Below are 17,841 nucleotides of genomic sequence, written 5' to 3' on the forward strand. Positions count from 1 at the left end.
ATCAGCTACAAGCCGGCGTCGACCTCGAAATTGGAAGCTGGATGAACACCCCTCTTTTCGACCGTGCTCTGCTCGACCGCCGCCGGCGCCGTGTGGCGCTCGACCCGAAGGCTGCCGAGGCCCGCTTCCTCTTGCGCGCGGTCGCCGCCGAGCTCGCCGAACGGCTGTCGCTGGTCGAGCGCCGGTTTCCGCTCGCCGTCGACCTTGCCGGCCATTCCGGCGAGATGGCGGGCCTCCTCGCGGCCGGTGGCCAGGTCGACACCGTCGTGCGGGTCGAGCGCGATGCGGCACTGCTCGGCGGCACTGGCCTGTCGGTCGTCGCCGACGAAGAGGCGTTGCCGCTCGCAGAGAATGCCGTCGACCTCGTCGTTTCCGCGCTGTCGCTGCATCTCACCAACGATACGCCGGGAACCCTCGTCCAGATCAAACGCTGCCTGAAGCCGGACGGACTGTTCCTGGCGGCGCTTCTCGGCGGCGAAACGCTGAGCGAACTGCGCGCCGCTCTGCTTGCGGCGGAGGCGGAGATCGTCGGCGGCGTCTCGCCGCGCGTCGCCCCCTTCGTCGACATCCGCGACGCCGGCGCGCTGCTGCAGCGGGCGGGCCTCGCGCTGCCGGTCACTGACCAGGACCGGCTGACGGTGCGCTATGCCTCGATGTTCGAGCTGATGCGTGATCTGAGGGCCATGGGCATGGCGAACATGCTGACCGAACGCAGCCGCGTGCCGAGCCGGCGCCGGCTGTTCCTGCGCGCCGCGGAAATCTACGCCGACCGCTATTCGGATCCGGACGGGCGGGTGCGGGCGACCTTCGACATCGTCTATCTCTCCGGCTGGAAACCGCACGACAGCCAGCAGAAGCCGCTGAAGCCGGGCAGCGCGAAGGCGAGCCTCAGCGCGGTGCTGAACGATCGGTCGGGCAAGCTCTGAGCACCGGCCGCTTGGCGGGAGACGAACGCCCCCTCTTATCGCGGACAGAGGAACCGCAACGAGGTCACCCGACTGTTCGTCGCCAGAAAGACAGACGCTAAAAGTCGAGGCTATCCAGGATCCCGTCGACCGGACGGGCCTGTCGCTATGCCAGCTTTATTTCGCCAGGCCGTTCGCGACGTTCTGGAAGATGGTCTGGAGGCTGCTGCCGATCTGCGAGACGAAGGCAACGATCGCGAGGCCGATGAGGCCGGCGATCAGCGCGTACTCGATCGCCGTCGCTCCCGCGGTATCATCGATGAAGCTGCGGCAGCGCGACATCAGCCGCGCCCTCAGCGAAGAAGGTCTACCGTTCAGCATGCGCCGCGCTGCGTACCATCGGGGAACAGTAGGCAAGGGCCAGCCTTGCCATCCCACAGAACGCTGCGGCTCTCGACATAGGTGTTCTTGCCGGCATTTCCGGCCGAGCCGGTGACCGTCGGATCCAGCGCCTGGCCGCGCTCGGCGACGCTGATCTTCGCGTGGCGGTCGGCGGAGGGGACGACGATCAGCGCCAGCGCCGCGGCGATCGAGCCGAACAGCAAGGTGGCACGAAAGAGGCCGGTGCGGGCCTCGGCGAGGGCGCCGGCATTTCCCGTTTTCGGCTGGCCGCTGTCTTTCATGGTCACCCCCCGGATGTCGGCGGCGCCCGGCAAGGACGCGGCGCTTTTGCAACACTCTGGGATTGTGACGGAAAGCCGTGAAAAATCGCTTAAGGCCGCCGCCGGTCCTTCAGCAAAGGTTAGGGTCTGGGGCAGGCTTCCCCTGCGGCAGTTTTTCTCAGATGAGGTCGATGAGGAACGGGATCAGCGGCGCGTCGGCCGGGGGCATGGGATAGTCGCGCAGGTCCTTCGGCCGCACCCATTTCAGCCGCTGCCCCTCGCGCGGCTGGGCGATGCCCTCATAGCGACGGCAGACGTAAAGCGGCATCAAAAGGTGGAAGTCGGGGTAGAGATGACTGGCGAAGGTCAGCGGCGCGAGACACGCGGCTTGCGTCGTGACGCCGATCTCCTCCTGGAGTTCGCGGATCAGCGTCTCCTCGGGCGTCTCGCCGGCCTCCACCTTGCCGCCCGGAAACTCCCAGAGCCCTGCCAGCGACTTGCCTTCCGGCCGCTCGGCGATCAGCACGCGTCGGTCGGCATCGATCAGCGCGCAGGCGGCAACGAGGAGGATGGTCTTCGCAGGCATGATGGTTTCCTCAACGTTTGCCCCCGCCGGAGGCGGAGAAGCCGCGGACGGACCGTCCGGGCGGGTCACCAGCAGGCCGCGTCGTCAGGCCGGCGGCGAGCGGTAGATGTAGCGATAGGCCTCGACGAAACCGAGATTGCGGTAGAGCGCCAAGCCCGCTGTGTTCTCCGCCTCGACCTGCAGCCAGCCGGTGCGTGCCCCCTTGTGCAAGGTGTGGCGCAGCGCAGAGGCCACGATGTCGCGCCCGATGCCCCTCTGGCGGCTGCCCTCGGCCACGGCGACGTCGAGCACGCCCGCAAGGTCGTTGTCGTGGATCGCCAGCGCCACGGCGATGGCCTTTCCCGCTTCCTCCTGCACGAACAGGCCGGCGGGGGGGCGGATCGATTCCAGGATCTCGGTCAGGCCTTGGCGCATGTCGTCGGAGCGGTCGTGCACGGCAAGGCTCGCAGTCACGTAGCGCCCGAGGTCCTTGGTCGGGATCCGGTCGATGGCGCTCGACAGGTCGAGCGCGGCGAGGTCGGCGGTGAAGACGATGGATTCGGCGAAGCGCGACCAGCCCGCGCGGTCGAGATGCTCGATCAGCGGCGTCGGCGCCAGCGGCGACTGGCGGAACACCAGCGGCCGGCCCGCCGCGGCGAAGCGCTCCGCCGCCCGCTCGATCCGGCCCTCGATGTCGGAATGGTCGGACGGGTCGAGCGGATTGACCGAGTTCAGCCGCTTGGCGGGAAAGCTCTTGGTCAGCCGCACCGCCCAGGTGCCGTCATAGACGGTGGAGGTGGCGGGCCAGGCCCGGAAGCCGGCGGCCTCCAGCCGGCGGACGACGGCGAGACGCTTCATGAACTCAGCTTCGATAGTCGCCATTGATCTCGACATATTCCTTCGTGAGATCGCAGGTATAGACCGTCCAGCGCCCGGCGCCGAGACCGAGCTCGACCCGGATCGGCACTTCCGGCCGCTTCATCACCGCCGCCGCCGCCGCCTCGCTGTAGTCGGGATCGCGCTCGCCGTTCACCGCGACGCGCACCTCGCCGAAGGAGATCGTCAGAAGGTCGCGGTCGGCGGGCTCGCCGGCCTTGCCGACGGCCATCACGACGCGGCCCCAGTTGGCGTCTTCGCCGGCGACCGCCGTCTTCACCAGCGGCGAGTTGGCGATCGACAGCGCGATGCGCTTGGCGGAGGTGTCGCTGACAGCGCCCTCGACCGTCACCTGGATCTCGTGCCGGGCGCCCTCTCCGTCGCGCGCCACCTGGCGGGCGAGGTCGAGCAGCATGTCGGCGAGCGCCAGCTTGAAGTCGGAAAGGCGCGGGTCGGCGCCGTCGGTGATCTCCGGGCAACCGCGGGCGGCTGCCGCGCCGGTCGACAGCAGCAGCAGCGTGTCGGAGGTCGAGGTGTCGCTGTCGACGGTGACGGAGTTGAAGCTCGGCTCGACGGCAGCCGACAACATCGCCTGCAGCGCCGCGGAGGAGATCGCCGCGTCGGTGGCGAGGAAGGAGAGCATCGTCGCCATGTCAGGCGCGATCATGCCGGCACCCTTGGCGATGCCGTTCAAGGTAACCGCCACGCCGTCGATCTCGACCGTGCGGGTGGCAACCTTGGCATAGGTGTCAGTCGTCATGATCGCGTCGGCGGCGTCGCGCCAGCGGTCGCCGGTCGCCTCGCCAGCGAGGCCTTCCAGGAGGTGCGCGAATTTGCCGGCATCGAGCGGCTCGCCGATGACGCCAGTCGAGGCGAGGAAGACCTCGCCGGTCTTGCAGCCGACCGCCTCGGCGGCGGCGACCGCGGTCATCGCCGTGGTCTCGCGGCCCTTGCGGCCGGTGAAGGCGTTGGCATTGCCGGAATTGACGACGATCGCGCGGACGCTCCCGCCCTTCAGGCTGTCACGGCAGAAGTCGACCGGCGCCGACGGGCATTTCGACTTGGTGAACACGCCGGCAATGCCGCCGGGCGCGTCGAGCACCATCAGGAGCACGTCGGTGCGGCCCTTGTACTTGATGCCAGCGGCGCCGGTGGCGATGCGCAGGCCCTCGATCACCGGCATGTCGGGCGTGGCCGTGGGGGCCAGCGGGGAGACGCTCACGCTCATGGTCGTTCCTTCTCGGGAAGCCTTCTGGAGATCGCGCTGTCGCCGGCCGTCCGGCTTGCGGACCGGCGGAAGAGAGCATTGTCCTCTTCCGCCGGCAGTCGTTGTTTTACTCTTACTGGGCGGGCGCGGGCGCCGTGGCGGGGGCATCGCCCTCGGCCGGGGCCATTTCTGCCGGAGCGCCCTCAGCCGGCGCTGCCTCACCGCCGGCCGGTGCGCCGTTGGCGATCGACTTCTCCATCGCCTCGACCTGCGTCTTCACCTTCGGGTCGACATACTCGACCTTCAGGTCGTCGCGGGCCTTCTGGACGATGGCCATGTACTTCTCGCGCATCAGCACCTGGCGAACCTGGTCCTTAACGTCGTCGAAGCTCGGCTGCGGCTGCGGCCGCTTCTCGGTCACCTGAATGACGTGCCAGCCGAACTGGGTCTCGATTGGCGCCTCGGTATACTTGCCGACCTCGAGCGCATAGGCAGCCTTCTCGAAAGGCGGCACCATCTGGCCGGGACCAAAGAAGCCGAGATCGCCGCCCTCGGGACCGGACGGGCCGGCCGATTTCGACGCCGCCAGCGTCATGAAGTCAGCGCCGGCGTCGAGTTCCTTGATCACCGCCTCAGCCTCTTCCTTGGTCTTCACCAGGATGTGGCGGGCATGGACTTCCTCGACCGGCTTCAGCTTCGCGAGCTCGGCGTCGTAGCGTGCCTTCAGCTCCTCATCCTTGATGCCGTCGACGCCCTGCTTCTGGAAATAGGCGTTGTGCAGCGCCCGCTCGCGCAGAAAGGCGATGCGCGCCTGCACCACCGGGTCCTTCTCGATGTCGGTCTTCTCGGCTTCCTGGGCGAGTGACTTGATGTCGATCAGGGCGGACAGCACGGCCAGCTTGCGCTGCTCGGGCGGCAGCTTCTCGAACTGCTCGCCGAGGTCGCCGGCGGCGAGCGTCAGGTCGCCCTCGGTAATCGACTGGGTGCCCACCTTGGCCACGACGTCGGTGTCGGCGGCGCTGGCCGGGAGGGCCATGCCCGCCAGCGACAGGCTGGTCGCGGCAAGAAGAAGCGTGATGATACGGGTCATAAAGTCAGTTCCTCGGATTTCTCGGGCGACACGGATGCCGGCCTCTCGGCGCGGGCCGCTCTTTGAACGCGTGGTTGGAAGTCCTTGCTTTGCGGTCTTTTGAAGGCCGCACGGCGCCGGCAGGCGGCGTTGACATCGCTTTGCCCCCCTCTTATCTCTCTCGCGTCATCAAAGTCCAGCCGCAGGTCCCGACACGCGACGCCGATGACGGGAAACGGCAGCATGCTCACGCGATGTGTAACTCTTTGATCCCTAACGTTTAATCCGTTCGGATCGGCTGGGATCGGGATAGCGGCGCACGGCCTCTTCGGCCGAGACCGGATCGCCCTGGACCCGTCGGCAGACAATGAAGACGTCAGGTCGCACCGCTTAATCTTTGGAAAGTCCTGATCATGGTCAGTTTCGGCGGCTTAGCCCGCAAGTTGCTTGGTTCGTCGAACGACCGCGTCGTGCGCAAGTTCGATTCCTTCGTGCGCGAGATCAATGCTCTGGAGCCCTCGCTGGTCTCCCTCAGCGACGATGAGCTGCGCGGCCGCACTGCGACCTTCAAGGCCGAGATCGCCGCCGGCAAGCCGGTCGACGACCTTCTGGTGCCGGCCTTCGCGACCGTCCGCGAAGCCGCCAAACGCGCCCTCGGCATGCGGCATTTTGACGTGCAGATGATCGGCGGCATGGTGTTGAACCGCAAGTCGATCGCCGAAATGCGCACCGGCGAGGGCAAGACCCTCGTTGCGACGCTTCCGGTCTACCTCAATGCGCTCGCCGGCAAGGGCGCGCACGTCGTGACCGTCAACGACTACCTCGCCACGCGCGACGCCGAGTGGATGGCCAAGGTCTACCGCTTCCTCGGCCTTTCCGTCGGCATTATCACGCATGGCCTCAGCGACGACGAGCGTCGCGCGGCCTATGCCTGCGACATCACCTACGCCACCAATAATGAGCTCGGCTTCGACTACCTCCGCGACAACATGAAGTATGACCGCGGTCAGATGGTCCAGCGCGGCCACCACTTCGCCATCGTCGACGAAGTCGACTCGATCCTGATCGACGAGGCGCGCACGCCGCTGATCATCTCCGGCCCGCTCGACGACCGCTCGGACCTCTACAAGACCATCGACACCTTCATCCCGCAGCTCGGCAAGGAAGACTACGAGCTCGACGAGAAGCAGCGCCAGGTCGCCTTCACCGAGGACGGCACGGAGAAGCTCGAGCGTCTCCTGGAATCCGCCGGCCAGCTGGTCGGCACCTCACTCTACGACATCGAGAACGTGGCGATCGTCCACCACGTCAACAATGCGCTGAAGGCGCACACGCTGTTCCAGCGCGACAAGGACTACATCGTCCGCAACGACGAGATCGTCATCATCGACGAGTTCACCGGCCGCATGATGCCGGGCCGCCGCTTCTCCGAGGGCCTGCACCAGGCGCTCGAAGCGAAGGAAGGCGTCACCGTCCAGCCCGAGAACCAGACGCTCGCGTCGATCACCTTCCAGAACTATTTCCGCATGTACGGCAAGCTCGCCGGCATGACCGGCACGGCGTCGACGGAAGCGGCCGAATTCGGCGACATCTACGGCCTCGACGTCCTGGAGATCCCGACCAACCTTCCCGTCAGCCGCATCGACGAGGACGACGAGGTCTACCGCACCGCCGAGGAGAAGTTCCGGGCGATCGCCAAGGAGGTCGCCGAGGCCTCGAGCCGCGGCCAGCCGACGCTCGTCGGCACGACGTCGATCGAGAAGTCCGAGCTGCTCGCCGAGCGCCTGCGCGAGAGCGGCCTGAAAGACTTTCAGGTGTTGAACGCCCGCTATCACGAGCAGGAAGCGTACATCGTCTCCCAGGCCGGCGTGCCGGGCGCGGTGACCATCGCCACCAACATGGCCGGCCGCGGCACCGACATCCAGCTCGGCGGCAATGCCGACATGCGCATCGAGCACGAGCTGAAGGACATGCCGGAAGGTCCCGAGCGCGACGCCGCCGAGGCCGCGATCAAGACCGACATCAAGCGGCTCAAGGAGATCGCCCTCAAGGCCGGCGGCCTCTACGTCCTCGCCACCGAGCGGCATGAGAGCCGGCGCATCGACAACCAGCTGCGTGGCCGCTCCGGCCGCCAGGGCGATCCCGGCCGCTCGAAATTCTTCCTGTCGCTGCAGGACGATCTGATGCGGATCTTCGGTTCCGAGCGCATGGACACCATGCTCACGCGCCTTGGCCTGAAGGAGGACGAAGCGATCGTCCATCCTTGGATCAACAAGGCGCTGGAGAAGGCACAGAAGAAGGTCGAAGCCCGCAACTTCGACATCCGCAAGAACCTGTTGAAGTACGACGACGTGATGAACGACCAGCGCCGGGTCATCTTCGACCAGCGGCTGGAGCTGATGGATTCGAGCGACCTGTCCGAGACCATTTCGGACATGCGTATGGCGACCATCGACATGATCGTCAGCCGCCGTATTCCCGAGCGGGCCTATGCCGAGCAGTGGCAGACCGCCGAGCTCCGCGAAGACGCGCTCGATCTGTTGAACCTCGACCTGCCCATCCAGGCCTGGGCGGACGAGGAGGGCATCGACGAGGAAGTGATCCGCGAGCGCATCATCGCCGCTTCGGATGCCGCCTATGCCGAGAAGCGCGAGCGCTTCGGCCCGGAGATGATGACCTATGTCGAGCGTTCGGTAGTCCTCCAGACCATCGACGCATTGTGGCGCGAGCATCTCGTCAACCTCGACCACCTGCGCTCGGTCGTCGGCTTCCGCGGCTATGCGCAGCGCGATCCGCTGAACGAGTACAAGTCGGAAGGCTTCGAGCTGTTCGAGACCATGCTCGGGCACCTGCGTGAGCGCACGACCTCGCAGCTGATGCGCGTCGAGATCGTCCGACAAGAAGAGCAGCCGCAGGACGATATCCTGCAGCTGGCAGAAGGCCACCACATCGACGCCGACACCGGTATCGACGAGTTCGCCCCGCCGACCGACAGCCTGACTGCCGGCGAGCCGGGTACCGAGGATGCGAGCCTCTGGGGCACCGTCGGCCGCAACGAGCCATGCCCTTGCGGCTCGGGCAAGAAGTTCAAGCACTGCCACGGCGCCTACGCCTGACAGCAAAAAGGCGGTCGCTCGGCGACCGCCTCTTCCAGCCAGAGCGGGCGCGCCGGCCGCGCCGCCAGCAAACTCTTCTACAGGATCGCCTTGACGTCATCGGGCGACCGGCAGAGCCGCACGCCCCTTTCCGTCACGACGATCGGCCGGTTGATCAGGATCGGATGCTCGATCATCTGGTCGAGGATTTCCTCGTCGTCGAGCGCGGGATCGTCGAGGCCGAGCTCGGCATAGGGCGTGCCCTTCTTACGCAGCAAATCACGCGGCTTCAGTCCCATGACGTCGAGCAGTTCGATCAGCGTCTCGCGGCTCGGCGGCGTCTTCAGATATTCGATGATTTCCGGCGTCGCGCCTGCGGCCTCGATGGCGTCGAGCGCCGCCTGCGAAGTCTGGCAGTCGGGATTGTGATAGATCGTCACAGCCATGCATGTCTCCGGATGATTGCGGCGGGCGCCGCGGTTGTGCGAGAGAGTTTCAGGAATCACCGGGTCAAGCCAGCCGAAATCGGCGGGTGCGGTACCCCGACCAGAATGCCTGCCGGCTTCGTCGCCGGGCCGACGAAAGAGATCCCATGAAACGCCTTGCCGCTGCAGCCTTCGCCTTCCTGATGCCGATCGCGGCCCTCGCCGAGCCCGTCGCCGGCCAGGCATTGCAAGGCGACATCGCCATTTCCGGCGGCTTCACCCGCGCCATGCTGCCGAACCAGCCGGTCGGCGGCGGCTATCTCACCATCCGCAATGCGGGTGCCGCCGACCGCCTGCTCGGCGTGGCGACCCCGCTTGCCCAGAAGGGCGAACTGCATGAGATGTCAATGAAGGGCGAGGTGATGTCGATGCGCCCCCTACCGGACGGCGTCGATGTGCCCGCGAACGGCACCGTCGCGCTGAAGCCGGGCGGCTTGCACATGATGTTCACCGGCGTCACCACGCCGTTCAAGGCCGGCGACACGGTGCCGGTGACGCTCAGCTTCGAGAAGGCGGGAAAGGTCGAGGTCGTCCTGCCGGTGCTCGGCGTCGGCCAGTCGCCGGAAGCTAGCACCGCGGAGGGGGATGCAATGCCGGGCATGGGCCACACGCCGGGCATGAACCACTAAGGTTCGGAAGTTCCGAAGCGAGGGGCGACAGCTCTTGTCGCCTCTCCAAGAAGCGCCGTCACTCAAGCCACTGCGCGACGAGCATGATCGGCACGGTATTGTGACGCTTAGTGGCGCAAGCTGCCTTCGTGGCGGGAACAGCTTGCCGGATGCGGCGCCCGCATCATAACCAGCCTGCGCCCTGCCCCGGTGATACCGCTGATTACTTCCGGCCGAGCATGCCGTCGAACACCGTTGCCTTGCGCACCTCGATCGGCTTGCCCAGCCGGTCGTAGCCCTCGCGGCGGTGCTGTTCGTTGGCATAGGCATCGGCAGTGATCGGCGAGCCGGTCTTGTAGCTGAAGGTCGAGACCGGCGCGAAGTCGGTCGGCTTCATCAAGGCGACCAGCTTGTCTTCCTCGGCCTGGTCGGCAATCCGCTTGGCCGCGACCTCTGCCGTCTCCGTCACCACCGGGCACTTGCCGGCGGCGTCGAGCTTCTGCCCGTCCTCAAGCTTGGGGTCGAAGACGTAGCGCTTCTCGCAGACGCCGACGTCCGGCACCTTCTTGGTCAGCTCGAAAAGATCCGAGCCTTCCTTCAGCATCTTCCAGAAGGCGTAGTGCTCGGACTGCCGGTGGCGGGCCATGTTCTTCGGCGTCATCCGGAACGGATAGGCCTGGATCTGGAACGAGCGCTGGCCGCCGGCGAAGCTGTCGCGGGCCAGCGCATAGAGCTCCTCGACCTGCCAGTCGTCCATGGCGTAGCAGCCGGACGAATTGCAGGAGCCATGGATCATCAGGTTCTGGCCGGTGCTGCCATTGGCGCGGTCGTACTGGTTGGGATAGCCGATGTTGACGGCCAGATGGTGCTGCGAGCCGGGGTTCAGGCTGCCCTGGGTGACGGTGTAGAAGCCCTCGGGCGCCTGGCGGTCACCCTCGACGCGCTTCGGCCCGAGCTTGCCGGACCAGGCGCAGATCGCATAGGTTTTCAGGAGTTCGTACTGGCCGCTGGTCTTCTGCTTCCAGACCTCGAGCTGCGACTCTTCCTTGTAAAGCCGCACCAGGATCGGCGACTTCACGCCCATGTCCTTGAGCTTCATCTCCTTGACGAGGGCAGCGGGAACCGGCGCATCCGGGCCCATGAGGTCACCGAGATCGGCGCCCGGCTGGCAAGCCGACACCACCATCATGCTGGCCGCAAGTACCGCTGCGGTCACCAGGCGTCTGACGAGCATCCCCGTACCCTCTTTGAGCAAGGACCCACTCCCTGCGCCCGATCTTCCGGCGAACCGGCCCCCGATCGGCATCTGGCGTCCCTGTCCCGGCCAGCGCTCGGGTTAAGGACAAGTTATCTCTTTTTGGCCTTGCCGCCTTAACAGGCGGTTAAGACCTTGGCGTCTTCACGCGAGCGCGCGCGAAAAGTGCCGCGGCGCTCGAAATTTCCCTGTGAGTTCACCACAAAACCGAGAGGGCGGCCGTGGCGAAAAAGCCACGACCGCCCTCGATAGTGAATGCCATGCCGCAGAACGCGGAAGAAAGCTACAGATTGCGGCCGATCGACAGGAACTTTTCGCGCCGCTGCCGCCGAACGGTCTCGCCGTCGAGCACCGTCAGTTCAGCCAGCGCCGCGCGCAGCCGGTCGGCTGCGAGGTCGATCGCCTCGTCGTTCTGGCGATGGGCGCCGCCGAGCGGCTCCGGCACGATCTCGTCGATGACGCCAAAACCCTTGAGGTCCTGCGCGGTGATCTTCATCGCCTGGGCGACGTCCTGCGCCCGCGTCGCGTCGCGCCACAAGATCGAGGCGCCGGCCTCCGGCGAGATGACGCTGTAGATCGCGTGCTCCAGCATCAGCACCCGGTTGGCCGCGGCGATGGCGATGGCGCCGCCCGAGCCGCCCTCGCCGATCACCAGCGAGACGATCGGCACCTTGAGGTTGAGGCAGGCCTCGGTCGAGCGGGCGATGGCCTCGGCCTGGCCGCGCTCCTCGGCGCCGATGCCGGGATAGGCGCCGGCGGTGTCGACGAGCGTCAGCACGGGGATGCCGAAGCGCTCGGCCATCTCCATGATCCGAACCGCCTTGCGGTAGCCTTCGGGCCGCGCCATGCCGAAATTGTGCTTCAGCCGTGTCTGGGTGTCGGAGCCCTTCTCCTGCCCGATCACCGCGACCGACTGGCCGTCGAACCGGCCGAAGCCGGCGACGACAGCCAGATCCTCGGCGTAGAACCGGTCACCGGCGAGCGGCGTGAAGTCGGTGATCATCCGGCCGATATAGTCGAGGCAGTGCGGCCGGTCGGGATGGCGCGCGACTTGCGTCTTCTGCCAGGGCGTCAGCTTCTTGTAGAGATCGACCAGCGCATCGCGCGAGCGCTTCTCCAGGCGGCCGATCTCCTCGGTGACGTCAACGCCATCCTTGTCGGCGCCGATCTCCTTCAGCGACAGGATCTGCGTTTCCAGGTCGGCGACCGGTTTTTCAAAATCGAGATAGTTGTGCATGAGCGACCGAGGCCGTCCTTTTTCTCGCGGGGAACAGCCTCTTTCCGTCGCTCGGATCGAGCGTTTGCCGGGGACCGGCAACGTCGGCCGGGGGCCAGGAACAGAGGGTTCGAGTTGCGGCGCAAACTGACGACATGGCCCCGGCTTGTCAAGAAATCCGCCGCACCCGCAGTCCTCGCCTCAGCCGCCGCTGATCTCCGACAGCGGATGGTGGTCGGAAACCAGGCGGATCAGGCGTTCCTCGAGGACATGGGTATAGATCTGCGTCGTCGAGATGTCGGCATGCCCGAGCAGTTCCTGAACGGCCCGGAGATCGGCGCCGTTCTGCAGGAGATGGCTCGCAAAGGCATGCCGCAACACGTGCGGCGACACCCGCGAGGCGGGGATGCCAGCGCGGCCCGCCAGCGCCTTCAGATCGCGGGCGAAGGCTTGGCGCGTCATGTGACCGCTTTCCGAGAGGGCCGGGAAGAGCCAGGGCTGGTCCGCCGCATCCGCAGCGCGCGGCACTGTGGCGGCTGCCCGCATCGCCTCGCCAAAGCCCTGCAGCGCGTCGCGGGCGCGCTCGCCGATCGGCACCATCCGCTCCTTGTCGCCCTTGCCGCGCACAATGATCAGCCGGTTCTTCGACCGCAGCACCGAGCGCGGCAGACTGACGAGTTCGGAAACGCGCAGGCCGGTCGCATAGAGCACCTCGACCAGCGCGTGCATCCGCATCGCCCGCACCAGCGCCAGCCCCGAAAGATCCGCCGCACCGGCGGCGGCCGCCGCCGCGTCGATCAGCCGGTCCACCTCGGCCTCGCTCATAATCTTCGGCAGCGGTCGGGCCTTGCGGGCCGTTTCGATCGGTCCCGTCGGATCGTCGCCGCGCATCCCCTCGGCATAGAGGAACTTGTAGAACTGCCGCAGCGAGGACATCCGTCGGGACTGGCTAGAAGCAGCAAAACCGCGCGCCGCCAGATCGGAGACAAAGCCGCGGATGTCGTCGGTCGTGGCCGAGGCGAGGCTTGCGCCCTCCCCGGCCAGGAAGCCAGCGGCGTCATCGAGGTCGCGGCGATAGGCGTCGAGCGTGTTCTCGGCCGCACCGCGCTCGACCGCCATCATCTCGAGGAAGGTCTCGATGTCGGTGGCATCGCGGCGGACTGGCGGCTTCCGCGCCGGCGCGGTTGCGGTCTTCACGGGCGGGGCACCATCGGCTGGCCCGTTGGCGGCGGCGCCTTCAGCTGGTTCAGCGGCAGGTCGATGACCACGGCGTGCGGCGTCGGCTCGACGAGGTAGACGAGCGCCGCCATCACCGCGAACACCGTTCCGGCAAGGATCAGAAGCACCGTCAGCAGTCGGACGAGGGTGGGCATGACGGATACGCCATTCTATCGGAGACAGGGCATGGTGATCGTTTCGCGAAGCTTACCGCGCTTTCGTTTAAAGATTGCCGTATTCGGCGCAAGCGCCAACCCCACCGGCAGATCCCCGTCCGGAACTTGGGCAGGCCTGGAACTTGACGGGAAGAGGGAATTCCTGTCTCCAAGATCGAGGATCAGGGACGACAGAGACCGACGATGAGGAGTGCACCCCGCCCGGACCAGGGGCTCGACATATCGGCGCGGCTGCGCGGACGCTGCATCACGCTGATCGGCCTGATGGGCGCCGGCAAGTCGACCGTCGGGCGCAAGCTCGGCCAGGTGCTCGACTTGCCGTTCCGCGATGCCGACACCGAGATCGAGTCGGCCGCGCGCATGTCGGTTTCGGAGATCTTCAAGGCCTATGGCGAGCCGGAGTTCAGGGCGCTGGAGGCTCGCGTCGTGTCACGACTGGCGCAGACTGGACCGCTGGTGCTGGCCACCGGCGGCGGCGCCTACATGGCCGAGGAGACGCGGACCATGCTGCGCGAGAAGGCCATCACCATCTGGCTGAAGGCCGATCTCGACGTCCTCATGGAGCGCGTCTCGCGCCGCGCGACGCGCCCGCTGCTCCTGGCCGCCGACCCGCGGGCGGTGATGGAGGGGCTGATGGCCCAGCGCTATCCCGTCTACGCCGAGGCCGACATCACCATCCAGTCCCGCAACGTCCGGCGAGAAGTGATCGCCGACGAGATCGTCGACGCCCTAGACCGCCATCTGGACCGATAGCATGAGTTTTGCGCAAGCCGAGCCCCGCACGGTGCGGGTCGACCTCGCCGACCGTTCCTACGACATCCTGATCGGTGAGGGCCTGATCGCAGGGGCCGGCGCGGCGATCGCCGCGCGCCTCCCCGGCATCCGCGTCGCCGTCATCACCGACGAGAACGTCGCGGCTCTGCATCTTCCGCCGCTCCTCAGCTCGCTCGCCGCGGCCGGGATCGAGGCGGCGACGCTGGTCCTGCCGGCTGGCGAGACGACAAAATCTTTCGCCCAGTTGCAGGTCGCCGTCGAGGCGGTGATCGGAGCCCGGCTCGAGCGGGGCGATGCGGTCGTGGCGCTCGGCGGCGGCGTCATCGGCGACCTCTCGGGCTTTGTCGCCGGGATCGTTCGGCGCGGCATGCGCTTCGTGCAGATCCCGACCTCGCTGCTGGCGCAGGTGGATTCCTCGGTCGGCGGCAAGACCGGCATCAATTCGCCGCAAGGCAAGAACCTCGTCGGCGTCTTCCACCAGCCGGCTTTGGTGCTCGCCGATACCGGGGTGCTCGACACGTTGAGCCCGCGCGAATTCGCCGCCGGCTATGCCGAGGTGGTCAAATACGGGCTGATCGACCGGCCGGATTTCTTCGACTGGCTGGAGCGGAACCGCACGGCGGTCTTCGCTGGCGGCCCTGAACGCGCCGAGGCGATCGCCACGAGCTGCCGGGCCAAGGCCGAAGTCGTCGCCGCCGACGAGCGCGAGAACGGCCGCCGCGCCCTCCTGAACCTTGGCCACACCTTCGGCCACGCGCTGGAGGCGGCCTGCAGCTACGACACGGCGCGGCTGGTACATGGCGAGGCCGTCTCGATCGGCATGGCCTTGGCCCACCGCTTCTCGGTCCGGCTCGGCCTCTGCAGCGGACAGGACGCCGTCCGCGCCGAGCGTCACCTGCAGGCCGCCGGCCTGCCGACGACCATCGGCGAAATTCCCGGCGACGGCTTCTCCACCGAAACCCTGATGCGCGCCATCGGCCAAGACAAAAAGGTCAGCCGAGGCCGCCTCACCTTCATCCTCACGCGGGGCATCGGCGAAGCCTTCATCGCTGGCGATGTCGATCCTGCGGACGTATCGGCGTTCCTCGCCGACGAACTGGCCTGAGCCGAGGCCAAGACAAGCAGCGTCTCGATTTGTCGGCCCTCGATGCGACAAGCGTTCCAGGATGAATTATAGCTTGGGGGACGAAGTTAGGAGCGGCGAGAGCGATGGACGCGCGGAAGGTCAAGGTGACGGAGGGCGGTAGGCTCGTCATCCCCGCATCGTTCCAACGCGCACTCGGCATCTCCCCCGGCGACACGCTCCTCATGGACATCGAAGCGGGAGAATTGCGGCTCCGCTCGATCGCCGTGGCGCTCCAGGAGGTTCAGGCACAGGTTCAGGCGTTGAATCCGACGGGACGCGTCCTGTCGGAAGAGCTGATCTCGGACCGCCGCCTGGAAACGGAGAATGAGTGAAGGTTACATCCTCGATGCTTCCGCCGTCCTTTGCCTGATCAACGGCGAGACGGGAGCCGAAAGGGTCGAGGCGGCTCTGGCGGGGGGCCTGATGTCTGCCGTGAACCTTTCCGAAGTCGTTGCTAAACTCTCTGACCTCGGGCTCGACCGGAGCGGGGCGGAGCGTCTGCTGGCATCTCTCGATCTCACGATCGAAGCCTTCGATACCGACGCCGCCTACTCCGCCGGCAGCTTCCGCTCCGAGACCAAGAGTTTCGGTCTGTCCTTCGCAGACCGTGCCTGCCTGGCGCTGGCACAGCGCAAGGGACGCACCGCCCTGACAGCGGATAAGGCTTGGAGCGAGGCCGGAAGAGCCATCGGCGTCACCGTCGAACTGATCCGGTAAGGCGCTCTTCGATCAGGTGGTCTCAGCCACGGAACAAGGCTTATCAAGACCGACAGCGCGAAGGCTCTTCTGCCGAAGCGAGTACGCCAAACGGTCCGCCTCCATCACCCAGCAAAATACTGCCGTCTCCAGCGGGCGGGGATGAGCAGCGAAGCGACGGCAATCACCGCGGCAAAGCCCGCCGACAGCCAGATCGCTAGCGGGCCGATAAGGCCGAAGGCGATCGCGCCGACGACGGCGCCGCTGAGCATGCCGCACCAGGGAACGATCTCGAACCACCAGTTCGGCACCGCGCGGCCGAGCAGGCGCCGTCCCAGGCCCCGGCCGAAGCGCGACAGCGCGCCGGAGACGTAGGTCACCCCCAGCGAATGGCCCTCGACTCGCTCCATCGCGACGTTGACGGCGCCCATCGCGAAGACGAGGAGAATGACCGAGAGGCGCTCCAGCCCCTGTCCAGAGAAGCCCGCCGATGCGAGGAGCAGCGCGGCGACCAGCCCGACGATGACGCCGTGCCGGCGTCCGGTGAGATGGGCGAACAGAACGCCGGCTGCATTGCCGAGGACGAAGACGAGAACGAGCACCGCGAGATGCAGCACTGCCGCGATCTGCAGGCTGCCAGTCGCGACGGCGAGCCGCGTCGTATTGCCGCTCATGAAGGAGACGAAATCGCCGGCGATGAGGAAGCCGACGGCGTCGGTCATGCCGGCAAGGCAAGACAACGCCGCGGCAAAGCTCAGCCCGACCGCGGTGCGGCGGCGGCGGTGCGCGGTGCGCCGGGCGGCGCGGGCTGAGAGCAGCGCGGTCAACGCCGCGTCGGCTCGCCCGGTGCCTTCGCCTCGATGGCCAGCGCGTGCACGCCGGAAACCAATTCGTCGGCCAGCGCCTTGTTCACGGCACGATGCCGGTCGATACGGCTCAGTCCGGCAAACAGGGAAGACACGATCATGACGCGAAAATGCGTACCCGCCGACCCATCGAAGCCAGCATGATGCTCGCTCGCCCCATGGTGGTGACCGGCATGCAGGTGGCTTTCGTCGATGACTTTGAGACTATCCGGGGCAAATGCGTCCGCCAGCTTGGCCTCGATCGTGTCGCGGGAATACAGCGTCATTCCGGGTTCCGATGCAAAGAGGGTTGGTTGAGGCGAGATTGCCGGTCCGCAGGAACCGACAATCGCCGCTTCGGCCCGGCTTCCCGGACTTTTTCGCATCTGTCAATTCTTGTTCGGCTCCTGCCGGCGCACCATAATCCATCCCGATGAAACTCGATTCCAAATATTTCGACGGCATTCGTGTCCGCCCCAGCCGCAAGGCTGCAGAGAAGGCGCGCGCGCCCGACTGCTCGTGGGATGGTTGCAAGGAGCCCGGCACCCACAAGGCGCCGCGGGGACGCGACCACGAGGGCCAGTACCTCAACTTCTGCGTGGACCACGTCCGCCAGTACAACAAGTCGTACAACTACTTCTCCGGGTTGAACGACACCGACATCCAGACCTACCTCAAGGATTCGCTGACGGGGCACCGTCCGACCTGGACGATGGGCGCGGCGACCGGCGACACCGCGACCAACCAGGCGCCGCCGCGCGCCAAGCGCTGGACCGGCAAGGCCAAGGACCCTTTCAACCTTTTCGAGGGCGACGCGGCGGCCGCACGCGCGGCGGCCAAGGTCAAGAAGGTGCGCTCGCTGGAATCGAAAGCCTTCACGACGCTCGGCATCCCCGAAGATTCGTCTGGCGAGACGGTTCGGACGCGCTATAAAAGCCTGGTGAAGCAATATCATCCCGACGCCAACGGCGGCGATCGCGGACACGAAGACCGGCTGCGCGAGGTCATCCAGGCCTACAAGCTCCTGAAGCAGTCCGGTTTTTGTTAATCGCTGAACGGAAGC

Annotated in this window: 21 protein-coding genes; 8 read left to right on the forward strand and 13 right to left on the reverse strand. The window is 66.6% G+C overall.

Annotation, left to right across the window (positions count from 1 at the left end; translation table 11 throughout):
* Nucleotides 1-41 precede the first annotated feature (41 nt).
* Nucleotides 42-926, forward strand: coding sequence for a methyltransferase domain-containing protein (locus ACZLZQ_RS22545; protein ID WP_472935793.1), 885 nt, complete (start codon nt 42-44; stop codon nt 924-926).
* 156 nt (nt 927-1,082) lie between these two features.
* On the opposite strand, the gene ACZLZQ_RS22550 is transcribed toward ACZLZQ_RS22545, so the two are convergent.
* The 6 genes from ACZLZQ_RS22550 to ACZLZQ_RS22575 all read right to left on the reverse strand — a co-directional run bounded on the left by ACZLZQ_RS22550 (nt 1,083) and on the right by ACZLZQ_RS22575 (nt 5,305).
* Nucleotides 1,083-1,286, reverse strand: coding sequence for a Flp family type IVb pilin (locus ACZLZQ_RS22550; protein WP_472951368.1), 204 nt, complete (start codon nt 1,284-1,286; stop codon nt 1,083-1,085).
* On the reverse strand, nt 1,280-1,588 hold the full coding sequence (locus ACZLZQ_RS22555) for a hypothetical protein (RefSeq protein ID WP_472951369.1): 309 nt from the start codon (nt 1,586-1,588) through the stop codon (nt 1,280-1,282). The genes ACZLZQ_RS22550 and ACZLZQ_RS22555 overlap by 7 nt, the downstream gene beginning before the upstream one ends.
* Nucleotides 1,589-1,745: 157 nt before the next feature.
* Nucleotides 1,746-2,153, reverse strand: coding sequence for an 8-oxo-dGTP diphosphatase MutT (mutT, locus tag ACZLZQ_RS22560; protein ID WP_472935796.1), 408 nt, complete (start codon nt 2,151-2,153; stop codon nt 1,746-1,748).
* An 84-nt stretch (nt 2,154-2,237) separates the two neighbouring features.
* The gene (locus ACZLZQ_RS22565; protein ID WP_472935797.1) at nt 2,238-3,014 is read right to left on the reverse strand and encodes a GNAT family N-acetyltransferase; all 777 of its coding nucleotides are present in this window, start codon (nt 3,012-3,014) and stop codon (nt 2,238-2,240) included.
* Entirely contained in the window at nt 2,995-4,236 is a 1,242-nt protein-coding gene (gene argJ, locus ACZLZQ_RS22570) for a bifunctional glutamate N-acetyltransferase/amino-acid acetyltransferase ArgJ (protein WP_472951370.1), read from the reverse strand. The genes ACZLZQ_RS22565 and argJ overlap by 20 nt, the downstream gene beginning before the upstream one ends.
* A 112-nt stretch (nt 4,237-4,348) precedes the next feature.
* Entirely contained in the window at nt 4,349-5,305 is a 957-nt protein-coding gene (locus ACZLZQ_RS22575; protein WP_472951371.1) for a peptidylprolyl isomerase, read from the reverse strand.
* 392 nt (nt 5,306-5,697) lie between these two features.
* Between ACZLZQ_RS22575 and secA the strand changes: the two genes are divergently transcribed.
* The gene (secA, locus tag ACZLZQ_RS22580) at nt 5,698-8,400 is read left to right on the forward strand and encodes a preprotein translocase subunit SecA (protein ID WP_472951373.1); all 2,703 of its coding nucleotides are present in this window, start codon (nt 5,698-5,700) and stop codon (nt 8,398-8,400) included.
* A 77-nt stretch (nt 8,401-8,477) separates the two neighbouring features.
* Here secA and arsC read toward each other — a convergent pair whose 3' ends face one another.
* Entirely contained in the window at nt 8,478-8,825 is a 348-nt protein-coding gene (gene arsC, locus ACZLZQ_RS22585) for an arsenate reductase (glutaredoxin) (protein ID WP_472935801.1), read from the reverse strand.
* A 146-nt stretch (nt 8,826-8,971) separates the two neighbouring features.
* Here arsC and ACZLZQ_RS22590 point away from each other — a divergent pair, with 146 nt between their 5' ends.
* Nucleotides 8,972-9,493, forward strand: a complete 522-nt coding sequence (locus tag ACZLZQ_RS22590) for a copper chaperone PCu(A)C (protein WP_472951374.1) — start codon at nt 8,972-8,974, stop codon at nt 9,491-9,493.
* A 202-nt stretch (nt 9,494-9,695) separates the two neighbouring features.
* Here the strand turns inward: ACZLZQ_RS22590 and ACZLZQ_RS22595 are convergent, their stop codons facing one another.
* The 4 genes from ACZLZQ_RS22595 to ACZLZQ_RS22610 form a co-directional block, all read right to left on the reverse strand.
* A complete protein-coding gene (locus ACZLZQ_RS22595) occupies nt 9,696-10,706 on the reverse strand; it encodes a L,D-transpeptidase family protein (RefSeq protein WP_472951376.1) in 1,011 nt (336 codons plus the stop codon).
* A 304-nt stretch (nt 10,707-11,010) separates the two neighbouring features.
* Nucleotides 11,011-11,964, reverse strand: a complete 954-nt coding sequence (locus tag ACZLZQ_RS22600; RefSeq protein ID WP_472951378.1) for an acetyl-CoA carboxylase carboxyltransferase subunit alpha — start codon at nt 11,962-11,964, stop codon at nt 11,011-11,013.
* 180 nt (nt 11,965-12,144) lie between these two features.
* Complete coding sequence (gene xerD / locus ACZLZQ_RS22605; protein WP_472951380.1) at nt 12,145-13,140, reverse strand: site-specific tyrosine recombinase XerD; 996 nt, start codon at nt 13,138-13,140, stop codon at nt 12,145-12,147.
* On the reverse strand, nt 13,137-13,316 hold the full coding sequence (locus ACZLZQ_RS22610) for a hypothetical protein (protein WP_472951381.1): 180 nt from the start codon (nt 13,314-13,316) through the stop codon (nt 13,137-13,139). Before ACZLZQ_RS22610 ends, xerD begins: the two co-directional genes overlap by 4 nt.
* 204 nt (nt 13,317-13,520) lie before the next feature.
* Here ACZLZQ_RS22610 and ACZLZQ_RS22615 point away from each other — a divergent pair, with 204 nt between their 5' ends.
* The 4 genes from ACZLZQ_RS22615 to ACZLZQ_RS22630 all read left to right on the forward strand — a co-directional run bounded on the left by ACZLZQ_RS22615 (nt 13,521) and on the right by ACZLZQ_RS22630 (nt 15,954).
* The gene (locus tag ACZLZQ_RS22615) at nt 13,521-14,090 is read left to right on the forward strand and encodes a shikimate kinase (RefSeq protein WP_472951382.1); all 570 of its coding nucleotides are present in this window, start codon (nt 13,521-13,523) and stop codon (nt 14,088-14,090) included.
* 1 nt (nt 14,091) lies between these two features.
* Nucleotides 14,092-15,216, forward strand: a complete 1,125-nt coding sequence (gene aroB, locus ACZLZQ_RS22620) for a 3-dehydroquinate synthase (protein ID WP_472951384.1) — start codon at nt 14,092-14,094, stop codon at nt 15,214-15,216.
* A gap of 104 nt (nt 15,217-15,320) precedes the next feature.
* Complete coding sequence (locus tag ACZLZQ_RS22625) at nt 15,321-15,569, forward strand: AbrB/MazE/SpoVT family DNA-binding domain-containing protein (protein ID WP_472951386.1); 249 nt, start codon at nt 15,321-15,323, stop codon at nt 15,567-15,569.
* On the forward strand, nt 15,562-15,954 hold the full coding sequence (locus tag ACZLZQ_RS22630) for a type II toxin-antitoxin system VapC family toxin (protein WP_472951388.1): 393 nt from the start codon (nt 15,562-15,564) through the stop codon (nt 15,952-15,954). Before ACZLZQ_RS22625 ends, ACZLZQ_RS22630 begins: the two co-directional genes overlap by 8 nt.
* A gap of 104 nt (nt 15,955-16,058) precedes the next feature.
* Here the strand turns inward: ACZLZQ_RS22630 and ACZLZQ_RS22635 are convergent, their stop codons facing one another.
* Both ACZLZQ_RS22635 and ACZLZQ_RS22640 read right to left on the reverse strand, forming a co-directional pair.
* Complete coding sequence (locus ACZLZQ_RS22635) at nt 16,059-16,760, reverse strand: YoaK family protein (RefSeq protein ID WP_472951390.1); 702 nt, start codon at nt 16,758-16,760, stop codon at nt 16,059-16,061.
* The gene (locus ACZLZQ_RS22640) at nt 16,757-17,065 is read right to left on the reverse strand and encodes a BolA family protein (RefSeq protein ID WP_472935810.1); all 309 of its coding nucleotides are present in this window, start codon (nt 17,063-17,065) and stop codon (nt 16,757-16,759) included. Before ACZLZQ_RS22640 ends, ACZLZQ_RS22635 begins: the two co-directional genes overlap by 4 nt.
* A gap of 146 nt (nt 17,066-17,211) precedes the next feature.
* On the opposite strand from ACZLZQ_RS22640, the gene ACZLZQ_RS22645 reads away from it, so the two are divergent.
* Entirely contained in the window at nt 17,212-17,826 is a 615-nt protein-coding gene (locus tag ACZLZQ_RS22645; RefSeq protein WP_472935811.1) for a J domain-containing protein, read from the forward strand.
* Nucleotides 17,827-17,841 lie beyond the last annotated feature (15 nt).

The organism is Mesocryomonas lacus (assembly GCF_055730105.2).

Bases quoted from the DNA above. Each gene is read 5' to 3' on its own strand.
- ACZLZQ_RS22545 (WP_472935793.1), top strand. From the start codon at position 42: ATGAACACCCCTCTTTTCGACCGTGCTCTGCTCGACCGCCGCCGGCGC.
- ACZLZQ_RS22550 (WP_472951368.1), bottom strand. From the start codon at position 1,286: ATGCTGAACGGTAGACCTTCTTCGCTGAGGGCGCGGCTGATGTCGCGC.
- ACZLZQ_RS22555 (WP_472951369.1), bottom strand. From the start codon at position 1,588: ATGAAAGACAGCGGCCAGCCGAAAACGGGAAATGCCGGCGCCCTCGCC.
- mutT (WP_472935796.1), bottom strand. From the start codon at position 2,153: ATGCCTGCGAAGACCATCCTCCTCGTTGCCGCCTGCGCGCTGATCGAT.
- ACZLZQ_RS22565 (WP_472935797.1), bottom strand. From the start codon at position 3,014: ATGGCGACTATCGAAGCTGAGTTCATGAAGCGTCTCGCCGTCGTCCGC.
- argJ (WP_472951370.1), bottom strand. From the start codon at position 4,236: ATGAGCGTGAGCGTCTCCCCGCTGGCCCCCACGGCCACGCCCGACATG.
- ACZLZQ_RS22575 (WP_472951371.1), bottom strand. From the start codon at position 5,305: ATGACCCGTATCATCACGCTTCTTCTTGCCGCGACCAGCCTGTCGCTG.
- secA (WP_472951373.1), top strand. From the start codon at position 5,698: ATGGTCAGTTTCGGCGGCTTAGCCCGCAAGTTGCTTGGTTCGTCGAAC.
- arsC (WP_472935801.1), bottom strand. From the start codon at position 8,825: ATGGCTGTGACGATCTATCACAATCCCGACTGCCAGACTTCGCAGGCG.
- ACZLZQ_RS22590 (WP_472951374.1), top strand. From the start codon at position 8,972: ATGAAACGCCTTGCCGCTGCAGCCTTCGCCTTCCTGATGCCGATCGCG.
- ACZLZQ_RS22595 (WP_472951376.1), bottom strand. From the start codon at position 10,706: ATGCTCGTCAGACGCCTGGTGACCGCAGCGGTACTTGCGGCCAGCATG.
- ACZLZQ_RS22600 (WP_472951378.1), bottom strand. From the start codon at position 11,964: ATGCACAACTATCTCGATTTTGAAAAACCGGTCGCCGACCTGGAAACG.
- ACZLZQ_RS22610 (WP_472951381.1), bottom strand. From the start codon at position 13,316: ATGCCCACCCTCGTCCGACTGCTGACGGTGCTTCTGATCCTTGCCGGA.
- ACZLZQ_RS22615 (WP_472951382.1), top strand. From the start codon at position 13,521: ATGAGGAGTGCACCCCGCCCGGACCAGGGGCTCGACATATCGGCGCGG.
- aroB (WP_472951384.1), top strand. From the start codon at position 14,092: ATGAGTTTTGCGCAAGCCGAGCCCCGCACGGTGCGGGTCGACCTCGCC.
- ACZLZQ_RS22625 (WP_472951386.1), top strand. From the start codon at position 15,321: ATGGACGCGCGGAAGGTCAAGGTGACGGAGGGCGGTAGGCTCGTCATC.
- ACZLZQ_RS22630 (WP_472951388.1), top strand. From the start codon at position 15,562: ATGAGTGAAGGTTACATCCTCGATGCTTCCGCCGTCCTTTGCCTGATC.
- ACZLZQ_RS22640 (WP_472935810.1), bottom strand. From the start codon at position 17,065: ATGACGCTGTATTCCCGCGACACGATCGAGGCCAAGCTGGCGGACGCA.
- ACZLZQ_RS22645 (WP_472935811.1), top strand. From the start codon at position 17,212: ATGAAACTCGATTCCAAATATTTCGACGGCATTCGTGTCCGCCCCAGC.